The following is a 16,829-nucleotide window of genomic DNA, read 5'->3' on the forward strand; positions in this document are numbered from 1 at the left end:
GCAGCGCGTGGCGCTGCGTCGCATCACTGAACAGTTGCATTAAATCCGGCGACGCTATAGACGCCGGATTTGGTTTTTAACCCCCGTGCTTCCGGAAAAAAATAAGGATAGGAAAATGGCACAAGAACGTAGGGAAGGTGGTCGCGAGCGTAGCCGTGACCGCGAAGAGCGCGACAGCGAATTCGTCGATAAGCTCGTTCACATCAACCGCGTTGCCAAGGTCGTCAAGGGCGGCCGGCGTTTCGGTTTTGCAGCACTCGTCGTTGTCGGCGACCAGAAGGGCCGCGTTGGCTTTGGTCACGGCAAGGCGCGCGAAGTGCCGGAAGCGATCCGCAAGGCAACCGAATCGGCCAAGCGCGACATGATTTTCGTGCCGCTGCGCTCGGGCCGCACGCTGCATCACGACGTTGAAGGCCGTTGGGGCGCTGGTCGCGTTCTGCTGCGCTCTGCCAAGCAGGGTACCGGCATCATCGCAGGCGGCCCTATGCGCGCTGTCTTCGAGACGCTCGGCATGCACGACGTCGTCGCCAAGTCCATGGGTTCGTCGAACCCCTACAACATGGTTCGTGCGACTTTCGATGCGCTGAAGAGCCAGATGCATCCGAAGGATGTGGCTGCGCAGCGCGGCATCAAGTACTCGACGCTTCAGGCCCGCCGCGGTTCCGCGGTTGCGGCGGAAGAATAGTCGCTGGGACCAGGGACAACGACCATGGCCAAGAAAGAAACCAAGACCATCACCGTCGAGCAGATCGGCAGCCCGATCCGTCGTCCGAAGGAACAGCGTGCTACGCTGGTCGGCCTCGGCCTCAACAAGATGCACCGCAAGCGCACCCTGGAGGATACTCCGTCCGTGCGCGGCATGATCGCGGCTGTGCAGCACCTCGTCCGCGTCGTGGACGAGGCGTAAGCCGAGCGCAGGAGACAGAACATGAAACTCAATGATCTGCGTGACAACGCCGGCGCGACCCACTCCAAGAAGCGTCTTGGCCGTGGCATCGGTTCGGGCTCCGGCAAGACCGGCGGCCGCGGCGTCAAGGGCCAGAAGGCTCGTTCGGGTGTCGCCATCAACGGCTTCGAGGGTGGCCAGATGCCGCTCTACCGCCGTCTGCCCAAGCGCGGCTTCACCAACATCTTCGCCAAGAGCTACAACACCGTTTCGCTGGCCCGTATCCAGGTCGCGATCGATGCCAAGAAGCTCGATGCGAAGGAGACCGTGACTGCGGAATCTCTCGTCAAGGCCGGCGTGATTCGCCGCGTCAAGGACGGCGTCCGCATCCTCGGCGACGGCGAACTGAAGGCCAAGGTGGCCTTCGATGTAGCCGGCGCTTCCAAGCCTGCGATCGAGAAGATCGAGAAGGCCGGAGGATCGGTGAAGTTGCCCGAAGCGGCAGCCGCCGAATAAAGGCTGATCAAGTGGGCGGCGGTAGAGATACCGCCGCTTGCATGTTTGCCGTCCGGAGCCTATCTCGTGGCTTCGGTGACACGCGCCGCGCCCATCTGCGGCTTAGCGGCGTGACCAAGCGGAGAATCCTGAATGGCATCGGCTGCTGAACAACTAGCATCCAATCTTAATTTCGCAGCCTTCGCTAAGGCTGAAGACCTCAAGAAGCGCATCTGGTTCACGCTGGGCGCACTGCTGGTCTATCGTCTCGGCACCTACATTCCGCTTCCGGGAATCAATCCCGACGCGTTTGCGCAGGCTTTCACCCAGCAGAGCCGCGGCGTGCTCGGCATTTTCAACATGTTTGCCGGCGGCGCCGTGCAGCGCATGGCGATCTTTGCCCTGGGCATCATGCCCTACATCTCCGCCTCCATCATCATGCAGCTCATGACGTCGGTCATCCCGTCGCTTGAAGCGCTGAAGAAGGAAGGCGAGCAGGGCCGCAAAGTCATCAACCAGTACACCCGCTACGGCACTGTGCTGCTGGCGCTCGTCCAGGCCTACGGCATCTCTGTCGGCCTCGAAGGCGGCAACGGCATCGTCACGGATCCAGGCATGTTCTTCCGTGCCTCGACCGTCATCACGCTGGTCGGCGGCACCATGTTCCTGATGTGGCTCGGCGAGCAGATCACCGCCCGCGGCATCGGCAACGGTATCTCGCTGATCATCTTCGCCGGCATCGTCGCCGGCCTGCCGAGCGCCATCAGCGGCACGCTCGAACTCGGTCGTACCGGCGCGCTTTCGACCGGCCTGATTCTGGCGATCATCGTCCTGGCCGTCGTCGTCATCGCGCTCATCGTCTTCTTCGAGCGCGCCCAGCGTCGCCTTCTGATCCAGTATCCGAAGCGCCAGGTCGGCAACCGCATGTTCCAGGGCGACACCTCGCATCTGCCGCTGAAGCTGAACACCGCCGGCGTCATTCCTCCGATCTTCGGCTCGTCGCTTCTGCTGCTGCCGGCGACCGTCGCAGGCTTCTCGAACACGACCAACCTGCCGGGCTGGGTCAGCACGATGATGGCGGCACTCGGCCACGGCCAGCCGCTCTACATGCTGCTCTACGCCGCAATGATCGTGTTCTTTGCCTTCTTCTACACGGCGATTGTCTTCAATCCGAAGGACACGGCCGACCAGCTGAAGAAGCATTCGGGCTTCATCCCGGGTTATCGCCCCGGCGAGCGCACGGCTGAGTACATCGACTACGTGCTGACCCGCATCACGGTCATCGGCGCGGCCTATCTCGTCGTAATCTGCTTGATGCCGGAGTTCCTGATTTCGGCGACCGGCGTGCCTTTCTACCTTGGTGGTACTTCGCTTCTGATCGTCGTCAATGTAACCCTTGATACGGTGGCGCAGATTCAGGGTCACCTGATCGCCCACCAGTACGAAGGGCTGATCAAGAAGTCGAAGCTCCGTGGAGGTAAGAGGGGAAGATGAGGCTGATATTGCTTGGACCGCCCGGGGCGGGCAAGGGGACGCAGGCGCAGAGGCTGGTCGAGAAGCACGGCATACCTCAGCTTTCCACCGGTGACATGCTGCGTGCGGCGGTCAAGGCGGAGACGGAAGTAGGTAAGCGCGCCAAGGCGGTGATGGACGCAGGCGAACTGGTCTCGGACGAGATCGTCAATGCAATCGTCGCCGAACGCATCGACCAGGACGACTGCGCCCGCGGGTTCATTCTCGATGGTTACCCGCGTACCCTGGTTCAGGCGGACGCCGTCGCCGACATGCTGGCTGAGCGCGGCATGCCGCTCGACGTGGTGATCGAGCTCGTCGTTGACGACAAGGCGCTTGTTGGCCGAATCGTCAAGCGCGCCGAGGAAGCCAAGGCTGCCGGCCTGCCTGTTCGCAAGGATGACACCCCCGAAGTGTTCCCCGAGCGCCTGCGCGAGTACTACAAGAAGACGGCGCCGCTGATCGGCTACTACTACGCCAACGATCTGCTCAAGCAGGTCGACGGCATGGCCGAGATCGACGACGTGACCGCCCAGATCGAGGCGGTTCTGGCCGATACGCTGCGCAATTAACGCGTGCGGGCTTGACGGACGGGCTAGGCTGGAGTATGGCGGCCCGTCTTCCATTCAGGCATGATGTTGTTTGCCCGTAAGGGCATGCATAGGCATTGATACGGAAAACCCGCATGGGCCGGCCTCCACCGGACGCGGGGCAACTTGAAGCGCCGGCATGGTCCGGCCCACATGGAGTGAAGAAATGGCTCGTATAGCCGGCGTAAATATTCCGACCAACAAGCGCGTCGTCATTGCGCTTCAGTACATCCACGGCATTGGCAAGAAGTTCGCCCAGGAGATCATCGAAAAGGTGGGTATCCCGGCTGAGCGTCGTGTCAACCAGCTGACGGATGCCGAAGTTCTGGCGATCCGCGAGACGATCGACCGCGACTATCAGGTCGAAGGCGATCTGCGTCGCGAAGTTTCGATCAACATCAAGCGTCTGATGGACCTCGGCTGCTACCGCGGCCTGCGTCACCGTCGTTCGCTTCCGGTCCGTGGCCAGCGCACGCACACCAATGCGCGCACCCGCAAGGGGCCGGCCAAGGCAATTGCCGGCAAGAAGAAGTAATAATGCTTTTCCGGCGGGTTTCGGCCCGCCGGTTTCGCCTTTTGGGCGGGTGTTCGGCCTGACACCTTAAACGCAGGCTGGTGTAGCCGCTGGTATTACGGCGGTGAAGAGATCAACTGAAAGGACTGCTATGGCTAAGGAAGCCGCTCGCGTTCGTCGTCGCGAACGCAAGAACATCTCGTCGGGCGTTGCCCACGTGAATTCGACCTTCAACAACACCATGATCACCATCTCCGATGCACAGGGCAACGCGATTGCCTGGTCGTCGGCTGGCGCCCAGGGCTTCAAGGGGTCGCGTAAGTCGACCCCGTTCGCTGCCCAGATGGCTGCAGAAGATGCTGCCAAGAAGGCACAGGAACACGGCATGCGCACCCTCGAGGTCGAGGTTTGCGGTCCCGGTTCGGGTCGTGAGTCGGCTCTGCGCGCGCTCCAGGCTGCGGGTTTCACCATCACGTCGATCCGTGACGTGACGCCGATCCCGCACAATGGTTGCCGCCCGCGCAAGAAGCGTCGCGTCTAATTTCACCGCCGCGCGGGCGCCATAGGCGCTCGACCGCGGCTTCCAGGTCGCCCGTCACGATTGGATGGTGGCGGGGCAACGGAAGGAAGCGAACATGATTCAGAAAAACTGGCAGGAACTGATCAAGCCAAACAAGATCGAGTTCTCGTCAAAGAAAAAGACGCTGACCACGCTGGTCGCGGAGCCGCTGGAACGCGGTTTCGGCCTGACGCTCGGCAACGCGCTTCGTCGCGTTCTGCTGTCGTCGCTGCGCGGCGCTGCCGTCACCGCCGTCCAGATCGACGGCGTGCTGCATGAGTTCTCGTCGATCCCGGGCGTCCGCGAAGACGTCACCGATATCGTGCTCAACATCAAGGAAATCGCCATCCGTATGGAAGGCGATGGTCCGAAGCGCATGGTCGTTCGCAAGCAGGGCCCTGGTGCGGTTCTTGCCGGCGACATCCAGACCGTGGGCGACGTCGAGATCCTGAACCCCGATCACGTGATCTGCACCCTCGACGAGGGCGCTGAGATCCGCATGGAGTTTACGGTCGACACCGGCAAGGGCTATGTGCCTGCCGAGCGTAACCGCGCCGAAGATGCTCCGATCGGTCTCATCCCGGTCGACAGCCTCTACTCGCCGGTCAAGAAGGTTTCGTACAAGGTCGAGAACACCCGCCACGGCGAGGAGCTCGACAAGGACAAGCTGACGATGACCATCGAGACCGACGGCTCGGTTACCGGCGAGGACGCGGTGGCATTTGCTGCTCGCATCCTGCAGGACCAGCTGGCGCTGTTCGTCAACTTCGAGGAGCCCCAGAAGGAAGCCGCGGCCGAGCAGGTCACGGAACTCGCCTTTAACCCGGCGCTGCTCAAGAAGGTCGACGAGCTCGAGCTTTCGGTGCGTTCGGCCAACTGTCTCAAGAACGACAACATCGTTTACATCGGCGACCTGATCCAGAAGACGGAAGCCGAGATGTTGCGCACCCCGAACTTTGGTCGCAAGTCGCTCAACGAGATCAAGGAAGTTCTGGCTGCAATGGGCCTGCACCTCGGTATGGAAGTGCAGGACTGGCCGCCGGAAAACATCGAAGACCTCGCCAAGCGTTACGAAGATCAATACTGAGGCCCAGGCCTCTAGAACCAGACCAAAAGGAGAAGAACCATGCGCCATGGATTTGCCGGCCGCCGGTTCAGCCGCAGTGCAAGCCACCGCAAGGCGATGTTGGCGAACCTCGCCGTTTCGCTGCTCGAACACGAGCAGATCGTCACCACCCTGCCGAAGGCGAAGGACCTGCGTCCGATCGTCGAGAAGCTCATCACCCTCGGCAAGCGCGGCGACCTGCACGCTCGCCGTCAGGTCATCGCCCAGATCGGCAACGAGCACATCGTCAAGCGTCTGTTTGACACGATCGCTCCGCGCTACGCACAGCGTCACGGCGGCTACCTGCGCATCATGAAGGCAGGCTTCCGTCACGGCGACAACGCCGCGATGGCGGTCATCGAGTTTGTCGATCGCGACACCTCGGCCAAGGGTGCTGGCGACCGTATCCGCCTCGAAGCCGAGGCGGCCAACGAAGCCGAAGCTGCATAAGCTTTTGCTTTCTTGGAACGAAACGAAGGGGCCCTCGCGGCCCCTTTTGTTTTTCTGGATGACAGCTCGCGGCTTCGTGTCTTCCGCTGCGTCGGCCAAATGGGCCGAAATAAGCGCTTCCAGCGGCTGTTAAGCCTTTCAATTTGCACAATCGTCGGGACAATGGCGCCAACTATGCGTTGGAGGATTCGCCATGCGCGCGAAACGTTTGTCCCTGCTCGTGCTGTGCGCCTGGATGGCGCTATCAGGTGCAGCGGTCGCCCAGGAGGCGGCGAAGCCCAGTACCGATGAGCCCGGCCTGTCGGATGTTCTGACCGACCTGCTGAACGGCGGCAAGAAGGACGGGGCAGCGACCCCGGCCGCACCCGATCGCCGCGTTCCATTCGGTCGCGAGGAAATGCAGCTGTCCTTTGCACCGCTGGTCAAGGACACGGCGGCCTCCGTGGTCAACGTCTATGCCTCGCAGCAAGTGCGCGTCCGTTCGCCCTTCGAGGGTGACCCCTTCTTCGAGCAGTTCTTCGGCCGTTCTGGCCCGAGGCAGCGCTCGTCGCTTGGCTCCGGCGTGCTGGTTGATCCCAGCGGCATCGTTGTCACCAACAATCACGTCGTCCAGGATGCCGACCAGGTGAAGGTCGCGCTCTCCGACGGACGTGAGTTCACCAGCAAGGTGCTGCTGAAGGACGAGACGCTGGATCTCGCGGTCCTCAAGATCGAGTCCGACAAGCCGTTCCCGACGATTGCCATAGGCGATTCCGACGCGCTGCAGGTTGGTGATCTCGTGCTTGCCATCGGCAATCCGTTCGGCGTCGGCCAGACGACTACGAGCGGCATCGTCTCGGCGCTGGCGCGTACCCACATCGGCGTGTCGGATTCCGGTTTCTTCATCCAGACAGATGCTGCCATCAACCCTGGTAACTCGGGCGGCGCGCTGATCAATATGGGCGGCCAGCTGGTCGGCATCAACACGGCGATCTTCAGCCGCAGCGGCGGCTCGATCGGCATCGGCTTCGCCATTCCGTCCAACATGGTTCGGGCCTTCACCGAGGCTGCCAAGAGCGGCGCCGAGTTCTTCGAAAAGCCGTTCATCGGCGCGTCTTTCGAACCGGTGACAGCCCAGATCGCCGAATCCCTCGGCATGGACCACCCGTCCGGCGCGCTGATCTCTTCGGTTGACGACAACGGCCCCGCTGCACGCGCCGGCCTCAAGCCGGGCGATGTCGTGCTGGCCTTCAATGGCGCCGCAATCGAGCACATGGAGGCACTCGACTATCGCCTCGCTACCCAACCTATCGGTGGCAAGGCAACGCTTTCCGTGTTGAGCAAGGGCGAGGAACGCCATGTCGAGGTGGCACTCGAGCGTGCACCCGAAGGCACCAGTTCCAATGAAGTTGTGCTGCGCGGGCGCAGCCCGTTCGCCGGCGCCAAGGTGGCAGAGCTGTCGCCGCGCCTGGCCCAGCGCCTGCGCGTTGCTACCGACGCCAAGGGTGTGGCGATCGTAGGCATCGACAGCGGCTCGCCGGCGGCCGGTTTCGGCTTCCAGCGCGGCGACATCGTCCGCGAGGTCAACGGCGAGGTGATCGACAGTGCTGCGAAGCTGAAGCAGCTTGTCGAGATCGACACGCGCTGGTGGCGTTTCACCGTCGAGCGCGACGGTCGCCTCATGCGGCAGATGCTGCGTTACTGACCGGTTCGGCAGTCATGCTGAAAGCGGCCGCAAGCCTGCACGACAGCCAACATTCGGAAAGGGTGGCCTTATGAGCTCCCTTTTCGACGAGGCCGTGCCGCGCCCGCTTGCCGAAACACTTCGTCCGCAGCGCCTGTCCGAGGTCATCGGGCAGGATCATCTGCTCGCGCCGGACGGGCCGATCGGCCGGATGATCAAGTCGAGGAAGGTTTCGTCCTTCATCCTGTGGGGGCCGCCCGGCGTCGGCAAGACGACGATTGCACGCCTGGTGGCCAAGGAGGTCGGGCTCGATTTCGTCCAGCTCTCTGCGGTGCTGTCGGGCGTTGCCGACCTGCGCAAAGTCGTCGAAGCTGCCAGGCAACTGCGCGGCGGGGCAGGGCGGCAGACGGTGGTTTTCGTCGACGAGCTGCACCGCTTCAACCGCACGACGCAGGACGCGCTGTTGCCGCATGTCGAGGACGGCACGATCGTGCTGATTGGCGCGACGACCGAGAACCCGAGCTTTAGCCTCGTCGCGGCACTTCTGTCGCGCGCCAAGGTCTACACGCTTCGCCGCTTCGAAAAGGAAGATCTGGCGATCCTGGCAGAGCGAGCCGAGGCGCATTCGGGCAAAAAGCTGCCGCTCGACGATGCCGCCCGCGACACCCTGTTCACCATGGCCGACGGCGACGGCCGCTATCTCATCGGGCTGTGCGAGGAACTTTTCGCCCTGCCTGCTGGCACCATGCTCGATGTCGCCGGGCTGGCCGAGGCCGTGCAGAAGCGCGCGCCGATCTACGACAAGGGCCAGGAGGAGCACTACAACCTCCTGAGCTGCTTCCATAAGAGCCTGCGCGGTTCGGATGTGCAGGCGGCGCTCTATTGGGGCGCGCGCATGATGGTCGGTGGCGAAGACCCCGGCACGATCTTCCGCCGGCTCGCCTGCGCTGCCTCGGAGGATGTCGGCATGGCCGACCCCCAGGCGCTTCAGCAGGTCATCGCCGCCTGGACGGCGTTCGAGCGGGTCGGCTGGCCCGAAGGGCGCCTGTTCATGGCGCAGGCCATCACCTATGTGGCCACCGCGCCCAAGTCGAACGCCTCCTATATGGGCTTCAACCAGGCGATCGCCCTTGCCCAGCAGACTGGCTCGCTTGCGCCGCCCAAGCATATCCTCAATGCGCCGACCAAGCTGATGAAGGAATTGGGCTACCACGAAGGCTACCGCTACGATCACGACTATCCCGACGCTTTCTCGGGCCAGGAGTTCATGCCGGACGAGCTTGCCGGCCCCAACCGGCGCGATTTCTATGTACCGAACGAGCGCGGCTTCGAGCGTGATATCAAGAAGCGCCTCGACTATTGGAACAAGCGACGTCACGAACGCGACGAGTAGGCGTAATCCTTTTAATTGCAAAAAAACTATTGCATAAAAATGCAATCATGCATATCTAGTTGTTGAGGCTGATGCCTGGAACGATTTTGAGAGGATGTGTGATGAAGCAGCTGACGGACAAGCTTTGGATTTCGGGGCAACCGACCGACGCGGACGTGATTGCGGCTGGAAAAGCTGGTATCCGCAGGATCATCAACAATCGCCCCGAGCATGAAGATCCGAGCCAGCCGAGCATGGCGGACGCCGCCGATCGGGCAGGGCAGTCGGGCATGGATTTCGTCAACATCCCGGTTGCACCGGGCCGCTACACGCTGGAAGCCGTCCGCGCCTTCCAGAAGGCGGTCGCCGAGGCAGAGGGGCCAGTGCTTGCGCACTGCAAGGGCGGCACGCGCTCGGCCACGCTCTGGGCGATCGGCGAAGTGCTCGACGGCCGGCTGGCGCTGACCGATCTCGACGCACTCGGCCAGCGGTTGGACGTCAATTTCGCCGGCGCCAAGGACTGGCTGAGCAACAATTCCTGACGACCTTCGACATGACGATGGGGCTGACCATGACTTTGAAACCCGAAGTGACCGCATTTTACGATCCCCGGACGTTTTCGGTGCAGTATGTCGTCGCCGATCCGGCCACGAAGAAGTGCGCGATCGTCGACCCGGTGCTCGATTTCGATGAGAAGTCGGGGTCGACCGCAACTGTAAGCGCCGACCGCATTCTCGATTTCATCGAGGAGCAGGGGCTGACGGTCGAGTGGATCCTCGACACTCACCCCCATGCCGACCACTTCTCCGCGGCGCGCTATCTCAAATCGAAGACCGGTGCGTCCACCGCCATCGGCGAACGCGTGGTCGACGTCCAGAAACTCTGGAAGGCCATCTACAATTGGCCCAGCCTCGCCACCGACGGCTCGCAGTGGGACAAGCTCTTCGCCGAGGGCGAGACTTTTACGATCGGCGAACTCGAGGCAAAGGTGCTGTTTTCACCCGGACACACGCTGGCCTCGATCACCTATGTGGTCGGTGATGCAGCCTTCATCCACGACACCCTGTTCATGCCCGACAGTGGTACCGCTCGTGCCGACTTCCCCGGCGGCAGCGCCAAGCGGTTGTGGCAGTCGATCCAGGAGATCCTGGCTCTGCCGGCGGAAACCAGGTTGTTCACCGGCCACGATTATCAGCCGGGCGGTCGCGAGCCGAGATGGGAAAGCACCGTTGCCGAGCAGAAAGCCCGCAATACCCATATCTCGAAGCTGCCGACCGAGGCCGAGTTCGTCGAGGTACGCGAAGCGCGTGACCGCACCTTGCCAATGCCGAAGCTGATCCTGCATGCGCTGCAGATCAACATCAATGGCGGCCGCCTGCCCGAGCCCGAAGCCGACGGCAAGCGCTATCTGAAGTTCCCGCTCGACGCGCTGCAGGGCGCAAACTGGGGGTAGAGGACCATGGCCCAGGAACCGAATATGCCGGTTTCCGATCTGCTCGAACGGGCAGGGGAGGCATCGGAATTCCTGAAGAAACTCGCCAATCCCAACCGGCTGATGATCGCCTGCGCGCTCGTCGACGGCGAGCGCTCCGTGCGTGAACTGGAGGATGGTCTCGGCATCAGGCAGCCGGGGCTGTCGCAGCAGATTGCCGAATTGCGCGATGCCGGACTGATCGTCGGACGCAAGGAATCGAAATCCGTCTTCTACCGGCTCGCCGATGATCGGGTGAGGGCGGTCGTCACCCTGCTCTACCAGATGTTCTGTGCCCCTGACGGGGGCGCCAGCAACGAAAGCTGAAAGAAATGACTGAGTTCACTCCGATCGCCTCCACTCTTGGCGGCGTGCTCATTGGCTTGTCCGCGGTTCTGCTGATGGCCTGGGAAGGGCGCATCGCCGGCATCAGCGGCATCGCCGGCCGCCTGTTGCCGCCCTATCTCGACGGCGCCTTCTTGTCCCGGCTCGGCTTCGTGCTCGGGTTGGTCGCGGCTCCCCTGATCTATTCCGCCGCCACGGGCCATGCAGTCCTGCAGTTGGTCTCATCCAACCTGCCACTGATGGCGGTCGCCGGCCTGCTCGTCGGTTTCGGTTCGGTCTACGGCAATGGCTGCACCAGCGGTCATGGCGTCTGCGGACTATCAAGACTCTCGCTCCGTTCGCTCATGGCGACGCTGACCTTCATGGCGACTGCCTTCACCACCGTCTTCGTCGTCCGCCACCTCGTGGGAGCATGACCATGTCATTCCTTGTCAATCTCGCGCTCGGCCTGCTGTTCGGCGTCGGTCTTGTCGTCTCGGGCATGTCGGATCCGGCCAAGGTGCTGAATTTCCTCGACGTATTCGGTACATGGGATCCGTCGCTTGCTTTCGTCATGGGCGGCGCGGTCGTCACAGCCTTCTTCGGCTACCGCATCGTCCTCAAGCGCCCCAAACCCGTGGCCGCCAACAGTTTCCATCTGCCGGCGACGACCGGCATAGACCGAAAAGTGCTGGTCGGACCTGCCGTCTTCGGAATCGGCTGGGGTCTTGGCGGCTTTTGCCCGGGGCCGGCGCTCACGGCCACAACGCTCGGCGCCGCCGGCGCCTATGTGTTCCTGCCGATGATGTTCCTCGGCATGTGGTTGGCCCGCATGGCCGCCGGCAGGAAGCTCGCCGCCGCTACGGTATGATCTTCCCGGCCGGACCGCGGCAGCGGATCCGGCCATCCACTTCGACAATTCAGTTTGCAAAGGGCCGGGGCCATGTTGCTGGAACCCGTTCAATATTTGTTGGGCGCCCTCTCGGGCGGGGTCGTCGGCCTCACTCTCGGGCTGTTCGGTGGCGGAGGCTCGATCCTCGCCGTACCACTGATGGTCTATCTCGTGGGCGTACCCAACGCCCATCTCGCCATCGGCACCAGTGCGGTTTCAGTGGCGGCCAACGCTGTGACCGGCCTCGCTAGCCATGCCCGCAACGGCACGGTCAATTGGCGCTGCGCGGCCGTCTACAGCGCCTCAGGCGTGCTCGGCGCATTCTTCGGCTCGTCGCTCGGCAAGGCCATCGATGGCCGCCACCTGCTGCTTCTGTTTGCCGGCCTGATGCTGGTCGTCGGCGCGTTGATGTTCCGGAGCCGTAGTATCGTCGGTGACCCAGCTGCCGTCTGCACGCGTGAGAACGCGCCCAAGGTCATAGGCTTTGGCGGCGGCACAGGGCTGCTGTCGGGTTTCTTCGGCATTGGCGGCGGCTTCCTCATCGTGCCCGGCCTGGTCGCTTCGACCGGCATGCCGATGATCAACGCCATCGGCTCGTCGCTGGTGGCGGTTGCTGCCTTCGGCATGACGACAGCAATTTCCTACGCCCTGTCGGGCATGGTCGACTGGCCGCTGGCCCTGGTCTTCGTCGCCGGAGGTGTTGTCGGCGGGCTCGGTGGTTCGCGCGCAGCCATGATGCTGCAGACGCGCAAGGGCGCGCTCAACGTGTTGTTTGCACTGATGATCATGGTCGTTGCCGTCTACATGGCCTGGCGCAATCTGCTCGGCGGCTAACACGCGGGCAGGGCGTGCCTCAGTGCCTCCTGCGGAATGTGCTGAACTGAAATTGCTGGACGCTGTCCCATGGCGTGCGGTGGTCGTGTCGCCTGCTGTCGACCAGTTCGAAGCCGTCGCCCAAGATCTTGCCGATGCTGGAGGCATCGTGCCTGACGATCGGCAGGCCGCTGCATTTCTCCGGCCCATCGGGCGCAAACGTGCCAAAGATGACGTGCCCGCCTATCGCCAGCCCTTGGACCAGCGCTGCGGAATAGAGCGCCTGATCGGCGGGGTCGGTCAGGAAATGAAATGCAGCGCGGTCATGCCAGACGTCGTAGCGTCGTCCAGGCCGCCATTCGGTCACATCGGCACAAATCCACTTGGCATCGCCGGCCGCAGCGCCCAGCCGGGCTTTGTCGGCGTCCAGTGCCGTCTGTGACAGGTCGAGCACGGTGACATCGACGAAACCAAGATCGAGCAGTGCGTCGACCAGATGCGAAGCGCCGCCGCCGATATCGATGATCGCTGAGGTCGGCATGGCGCCCACAAGCTTGAGCAGCGACAGCGACGGCTCCGGCGTGTCCTGAAACCAGCTGACGCTGTCCTCGGCCTTGGTGCCGTAGATGTTGTCCCAGTGGGCGGTGCGTTCGTCGCTCAACGCCGTGTCTCCGGTTGTTCAAAAGCGAGGCTAATGCCGGAACACGACGACAGCCAAGGTCTTGAATGGCAGAGGGCGCCGAGCACCGCCGATTTTTCAGGCGGCACGAAAGATACCAGGCATTAACCCTGTTGGCAGCCAGCTGAATTGCGGCCCAATCTGGACATCATCGCCAGGTACCGAGGATACGACTTCTCTGGGGACGGACCATGGACGACGGGCGCAGGAAAACCGAGCGGTGGAGCACGCTGCTGTGCCTCGCACATGTGGCGATGCTGTTTGCGCCCATCGCGCTCGGCCTGGGCATGTTGGTGGTATTGTCGACCGAGACCGAGCGCCGTGCATCTGCGCCGGATCCCTTTGTGACAAGCACAATCGGGCCGAGATAGCCAAGCCGACAGCCCGAAAACAAGACAACGGCGCCGGGTTCCCCCGACGCCGTGTTGGCAAATATGATGAAGGCTGATCAGGCAGCGCGGGCCTGGCCGATCACCTGTGCCTTTTCGGCCATCGCCTTGGTGGCGTCGACGGTGTCCTGGGCCGCATACCAGTAGCGCTGCTTGAGTTCGATGTTGAACAGCACGCCCTCGGGGAAGCTGCATTCGGCCATCAGCGCATCCCACGGAATGTCGCCCCAGCCGACCGGCAGGTGCAGGTCGCCATGGCCATAGGCCAGGCGCTCGCCGTCGGTGAACATCCAGATATCGTCCTGGCGGCCGAAGCTGTCGTGGATGTGCAGATGGCGGGCATAAGGCGCCAGCGCCTTGATCTCCTCGACGAAGTCGTCACGGCGGCCGTCGAAGTCGAGCTTCAGATAGGCGTGACTAAAGTCGATGGTAGCCACGACGTTGGGGTGGCCGATGGCTTCGAGTTCCCTGGCCAGGCGCGAAGGGGAGGCGGTGTGGATGCGGCCGTCATAACCCGCAAACAACGTCTCGACGCAGAGGAACTGGCCGTGCTGGAGGGCGATCTCGCCGGCCTTGGCCAGCCACTCGCGCTGGCGGCCATAGGCTGCCTCGAGACCGTTGCCCTGCTGAAGCGGCGCCAAGCCGGAATGGACGACATAGTTCTCGGCGCCGACTTCGGCGGCCACTTCGAGCGAGGCTTCGAGAATTTCGAGATGGCGCGGCAGGCGGAAGGCCTCGTCCATGAAGTTGATGGCGAGCGGGCCATGTACGGAGAAGCCGACGTCGCGGCCGGCGGTTGCGCGCTTCAACGCTTCGAGCTGTGGCTTGCGGATCTTGCCGCCGACCACGATGTCCATGTCGTAGGTGGGCAACTCGATCGATTCGACGCCCAACGCCTCGATCATGTCGAGTTCGTCAGCGAAATCGGAAAGGTCGTCGGCGCGCTTGTGCGCTGATATGCCGGTGCCGGCGGTGCCATTGGCAAGCATTGTCTGTTCCTCGTGGAGATTGGCGGGGCGTTCGGCCCCTCGGGTGAAAACCCCGGCCAGACTGATGCCGCTTCGTGTCAGCCGTTTTGCGCGTGCGTGACGCTTTGTTGACAGCGCACAGGCCGTGTCCGCCCATGGACATTGGCCGGCAAATGTCATTGAATCGTCATCGCAATGTCATGAACGGATTTGCGGCAATGGGACGCTTCCTGCAGGTGCTCTTGATCGGGTCGGCGAGCCTGGCCGCGCCTGCCGCCGCATATGCCGGCGAGATGAGTTCTGGCGAGATCCGCAACGAACTCGTCGGTCGCTCGATCTCCTGGTGGGAACAGGGCGGCTGGTTCAGCGGCCAGTTGATGCTTCTGCCCGACGGCCGCGCCGAGATATCGGTCGATGCGCCGAAACGTGCCGGCGACACCGGCCGCTGGTCTGTGCGCGGCGACCAACTCTGCACCGAATGGGGCGATTTCCGCTCCGGCGAGGAGAAATGCTATTCGCTCCAGCGCGGTGCTGCCGGCCGTTTCGAGACCAGCGGCGGCAATGTTTTCGAGATCAGAGAGACCGGCGTCTGATCGCTTGTCTTGTTGCAGAGAGCACCGTGCGGAGGCCTTGTCTGCGCGCCAGTTGATTGTCGTCGTTCTGTCACTGGATCAAAACGTGCCTGTCATCCCGGCGGGGTAGGGGCTGCTGCGAGCGTAGTGCTCACCAGCTTCCCGAGGGAGACGACGGATGAAACGATTGATCCTGCTTGCGACTGCGGCAAGCGCCATTGCAACGGCCGCGGGCGCGGCCGAGCGCACCAAGTTCGAATTCTGGTATGGCCTGACCGGCGACCTCGGAGAGGTCGTTGCCAAGCAGTGCCAGCTGTTCAATGAATCGCAGGACAAGTACGAGGCCGTCTGCACCGGCCAGGGCGGCTACGACAAGGCCGAGCAGAACACGATTGCCGCCTACCGCGCCAAGCAGCAGCCGACGATCGTCCAGATTTATGACGCCGGTACGGTCAACTTCATGCTGTCGGGCGCCATCTACCCGGCCAACAAGTTCGCCGAAGACCACAAGATGGACATCGACTGGAAGGGCTACTTCCCAGGCATCGCCAACTATTACGCCACCAACAGCGGCGACATGTGGTCGTTCCCCTACAACTCGTCGTCGGCCGTGTTCTACTGGAACAAGGATGCCTGGGCGAAGATCAACAAGACCAGCGCTCCCAAGACCTGGGCCGAGTTCGGCGAAGACCTGAAGGCCATGAAGGCCGCCGGCGTCGAATGCGGTTTCGCCTTCGATTTCGACACCTGGATGAACCTCGAGCAGTTCTCCGCCACCAACAACATTCCCGTCGCCTCGATGGACAATGGTTATGGTGGCCTCGGCGCCGAACTGGTCTTCAACAAGACCGCCTTCGTCGACCACATGAAGGACTTCAAGGGCTGGCTCGACGCCGGCTACGCCAAGATCCAGACCACCCAGGTCGGCAAGAACCTGATCCAGTCCTTCGCCGACGGCAGCTGCGCTTCGACGATCAGCTCGATCGCCAACCACGGCACTGTCAAGAACACCCAGGTCGCCGATCTCAAGTGGGACGTGGCGATGCTGCCGGTGATCGACGCCGCCAAGCGCACCAACTCGCTGGTCGGCGGCGCCTCGCTGTGGTTGATGCAGGGCAAGTCGGAGAAGGAATATGAGGCTGCGGCCGCGTTCCTGAAATACGTGACTGCCGCAGATACCGGCGAGAAGTACATCGCCGAAAACACTGGTTACATCCCGGTCACCACCAAGGGCTTCGACCTGCTCAAGCAGGAAGGCTTCTATGCCGACCCCAAGCATGCCGGCCGTGAGGTCGCCATCGCCTCGCTGACCGCCTCCGATGTCGGCCCGCTGTCGCGTGGCATCCGCCTCGGTAACTTCACCTCGATCCGCGCCGAAGTCCGCGCCGAACTCGAGGCGGCCTTCACCGGCCAGAAGGACATGCAGACGGCCCTCGATGCTGCCGTCGAACGCGGCAACCAGATCCTTCGTCGTTACGAGCAGACCTACAAGGGCGCTGCTCTGCCTTGAGCCTTCTGAAGCTCAGGAAGTAATCGGGCGCCGCCTTGTGCGGCGCCCATCTCAGCATGCGAAAC

The 16,829-nt window shown here is 62.8% G+C and carries 20 protein-coding genes and 1 pseudogene; 19 read left to right on the plus strand and 2 right to left on the minus strand.

Annotated elements, in window-relative coordinates; all coding sequences use genetic code 11:
• Positions 1-115 precede the first annotated feature (115 nt).
• From rpsE to B015_RS0111670, 16 genes and pseudogenes are all read left to right on the plus strand, one after another.
• On the plus strand, positions 116-685 hold the full coding sequence (rpsE, locus tag B015_RS0111590) for a 30S ribosomal protein S5 (protein WP_026227171.1): 570 nt from the start codon (positions 116-118) through the stop codon (positions 683-685).
• 24 nt (positions 686-709) lie between these two features.
• The gene (rpmD, locus tag B015_RS0111595) at positions 710-907 is read left to right on the plus strand and encodes a 50S ribosomal protein L30 (protein WP_018427858.1); all 198 of its coding nucleotides are present in this window, start codon (positions 710-712) and stop codon (positions 905-907) included.
• A gap of 21 nt (positions 908-928) precedes the next feature.
• A complete protein-coding gene (gene rplO / locus B015_RS0111600; protein ID WP_018427859.1) occupies positions 929-1,402 on the plus strand; it encodes a 50S ribosomal protein L15 in 474 nt (157 codons plus the stop codon).
• A 132-nt stretch (positions 1,403-1,534) separates the two neighbouring features.
• The gene (secY, locus tag B015_RS0111605) at positions 1,535-2,875 is read left to right on the plus strand and encodes a preprotein translocase subunit SecY (protein WP_018427860.1); all 1,341 of its coding nucleotides are present in this window, start codon (positions 1,535-1,537) and stop codon (positions 2,873-2,875) included.
• On the plus strand, positions 2,872-3,465 hold the full coding sequence (locus B015_RS0111610; RefSeq protein WP_026227172.1) for an adenylate kinase: 594 nt from the start codon (positions 2,872-2,874) through the stop codon (positions 3,463-3,465). The genes secY and B015_RS0111610 overlap by 4 nt, the downstream gene beginning before the upstream one ends.
• A gap of 184 nt (positions 3,466-3,649) precedes the next feature.
• Positions 3,650-4,018, plus strand: coding sequence for a 30S ribosomal protein S13 (rpsM, locus tag B015_RS0111615; RefSeq protein WP_018427862.1), 369 nt, complete (start codon positions 3,650-3,652; stop codon positions 4,016-4,018).
• Between the two features lie 130 nt (positions 4,019-4,148).
• Positions 4,149-4,538, plus strand: a complete 390-nt coding sequence (gene rpsK, locus B015_RS0111620) for a 30S ribosomal protein S11 (protein WP_018427863.1) — start codon at positions 4,149-4,151, stop codon at positions 4,536-4,538.
• 94 nt (positions 4,539-4,632) lie between these two features.
• Positions 4,633-5,643, plus strand: a complete 1,011-nt coding sequence (locus tag B015_RS0111625; RefSeq protein WP_026227173.1) for a DNA-directed RNA polymerase subunit alpha — start codon at positions 4,633-4,635, stop codon at positions 5,641-5,643.
• A gap of 39 nt (positions 5,644-5,682) precedes the next feature.
• On the plus strand, positions 5,683-6,111 hold the full coding sequence (rplQ, locus tag B015_RS0111630; protein ID WP_018427865.1) for a 50S ribosomal protein L17: 429 nt from the start codon (positions 5,683-5,685) through the stop codon (positions 6,109-6,111).
• 193 nt (positions 6,112-6,304) lie between these two features.
• The gene (locus B015_RS0111635; protein WP_018427866.1) at positions 6,305-7,795 is read left to right on the plus strand and encodes a DegQ family serine endoprotease; all 1,491 of its coding nucleotides are present in this window, start codon (positions 6,305-6,307) and stop codon (positions 7,793-7,795) included.
• Between the two features lie 70 nt (positions 7,796-7,865).
• Positions 7,866-9,167 (plus strand): replication-associated recombination protein A, encoded by a 1,302-nt coding sequence (locus B015_RS0111640; RefSeq protein WP_018427867.1) that lies wholly within the window; start codon positions 7,866-7,868, stop codon positions 9,165-9,167.
• A gap of 101 nt (positions 9,168-9,268) precedes the next feature.
• A pseudogene (gene blh, locus B015_RS0111650) lies at positions 9,269-10,599 on the plus strand (bifunctional sulfur transferase/dioxygenase Blh).
• 24 nt (positions 10,600-10,623) lie between these two features.
• A complete protein-coding gene (locus tag B015_RS0111655) occupies positions 10,624-10,944 on the plus strand; it encodes a metalloregulator ArsR/SmtB family transcription factor (protein WP_018427870.1) in 321 nt (106 codons plus the stop codon).
• A 5-nt stretch (positions 10,945-10,949) separates the two neighbouring features.
• A complete protein-coding gene (locus tag B015_RS0111660; protein ID WP_018427871.1) occupies positions 10,950-11,378 on the plus strand; it encodes a YeeE/YedE family protein in 429 nt (142 codons plus the stop codon).
• Positions 11,379-11,380: 2 nt separating this feature from the next.
• Positions 11,381-11,812: a DUF6691 family protein gene (locus B015_RS0111665; RefSeq protein ID WP_026227175.1), complete on the plus strand. Its 432-nt coding sequence runs from the start codon at positions 11,381-11,383 to the stop codon at positions 11,810-11,812.
• A gap of 72 nt (positions 11,813-11,884) precedes the next feature.
• Positions 11,885-12,667 carry a sulfite exporter TauE/SafE family protein gene (locus tag B015_RS0111670; RefSeq protein ID WP_018427873.1) on the plus strand — a complete coding sequence of 261 codons (783 nt, stop codon included), beginning with the start codon at positions 11,885-11,887 and terminating at the stop codon, positions 12,665-12,667.
• Positions 12,668-12,686: 19 nt separating this feature from the next.
• Here the strand turns inward: B015_RS0111670 and B015_RS0111675 are convergent, their stop codons facing one another.
• Positions 12,687-13,307: a class I SAM-dependent methyltransferase gene (locus B015_RS0111675; protein ID WP_018427874.1), complete on the minus strand. Its 621-nt coding sequence runs from the start codon at positions 13,305-13,307 to the stop codon at positions 12,687-12,689.
• A 209-nt stretch (positions 13,308-13,516) separates the two neighbouring features.
• On the opposite strand from B015_RS0111675, the gene B015_RS0111680 reads away from it, so the two are divergent.
• Complete coding sequence (locus B015_RS0111680) at positions 13,517-13,696, plus strand: hypothetical protein (protein WP_018427875.1); 180 nt, start codon at positions 13,517-13,519, stop codon at positions 13,694-13,696.
• 77 nt (positions 13,697-13,773) lie between these two features.
• On the opposite strand, the gene B015_RS30765 is transcribed toward B015_RS0111680, so the two are convergent.
• Positions 13,774-14,703 (minus strand): sugar phosphate isomerase/epimerase, encoded by a 930-nt coding sequence (locus B015_RS30765; RefSeq protein WP_018427876.1) that lies wholly within the window; start codon positions 14,701-14,703, stop codon positions 13,774-13,776.
• A gap of 152 nt (positions 14,704-14,855) precedes the next feature.
• On the opposite strand from B015_RS30765, the gene B015_RS0111690 reads away from it, so the two are divergent.
• Both B015_RS0111690 and B015_RS0111695 read left to right on the plus strand, forming a co-directional pair.
• On the plus strand, positions 14,856-15,275 hold the full coding sequence (locus tag B015_RS0111690; RefSeq protein WP_157632715.1) for a hypothetical protein: 420 nt from the start codon (positions 14,856-14,858) through the stop codon (positions 15,273-15,275).
• 157 nt (positions 15,276-15,432) lie between these two features.
• A complete protein-coding gene (locus tag B015_RS0111695; RefSeq protein ID WP_026227177.1) occupies positions 15,433-16,764 on the plus strand; it encodes an extracellular solute-binding protein in 1,332 nt (443 codons plus the stop codon).
• Positions 16,765-16,829: the final 65 nt, after the last annotated feature.

Source organism: Hoeflea sp. 108 (assembly GCF_000372965.1).
GTDB lineage: Bacteria > Pseudomonadota > Alphaproteobacteria > Rhizobiales > Rhizobiaceae > Aminobacter.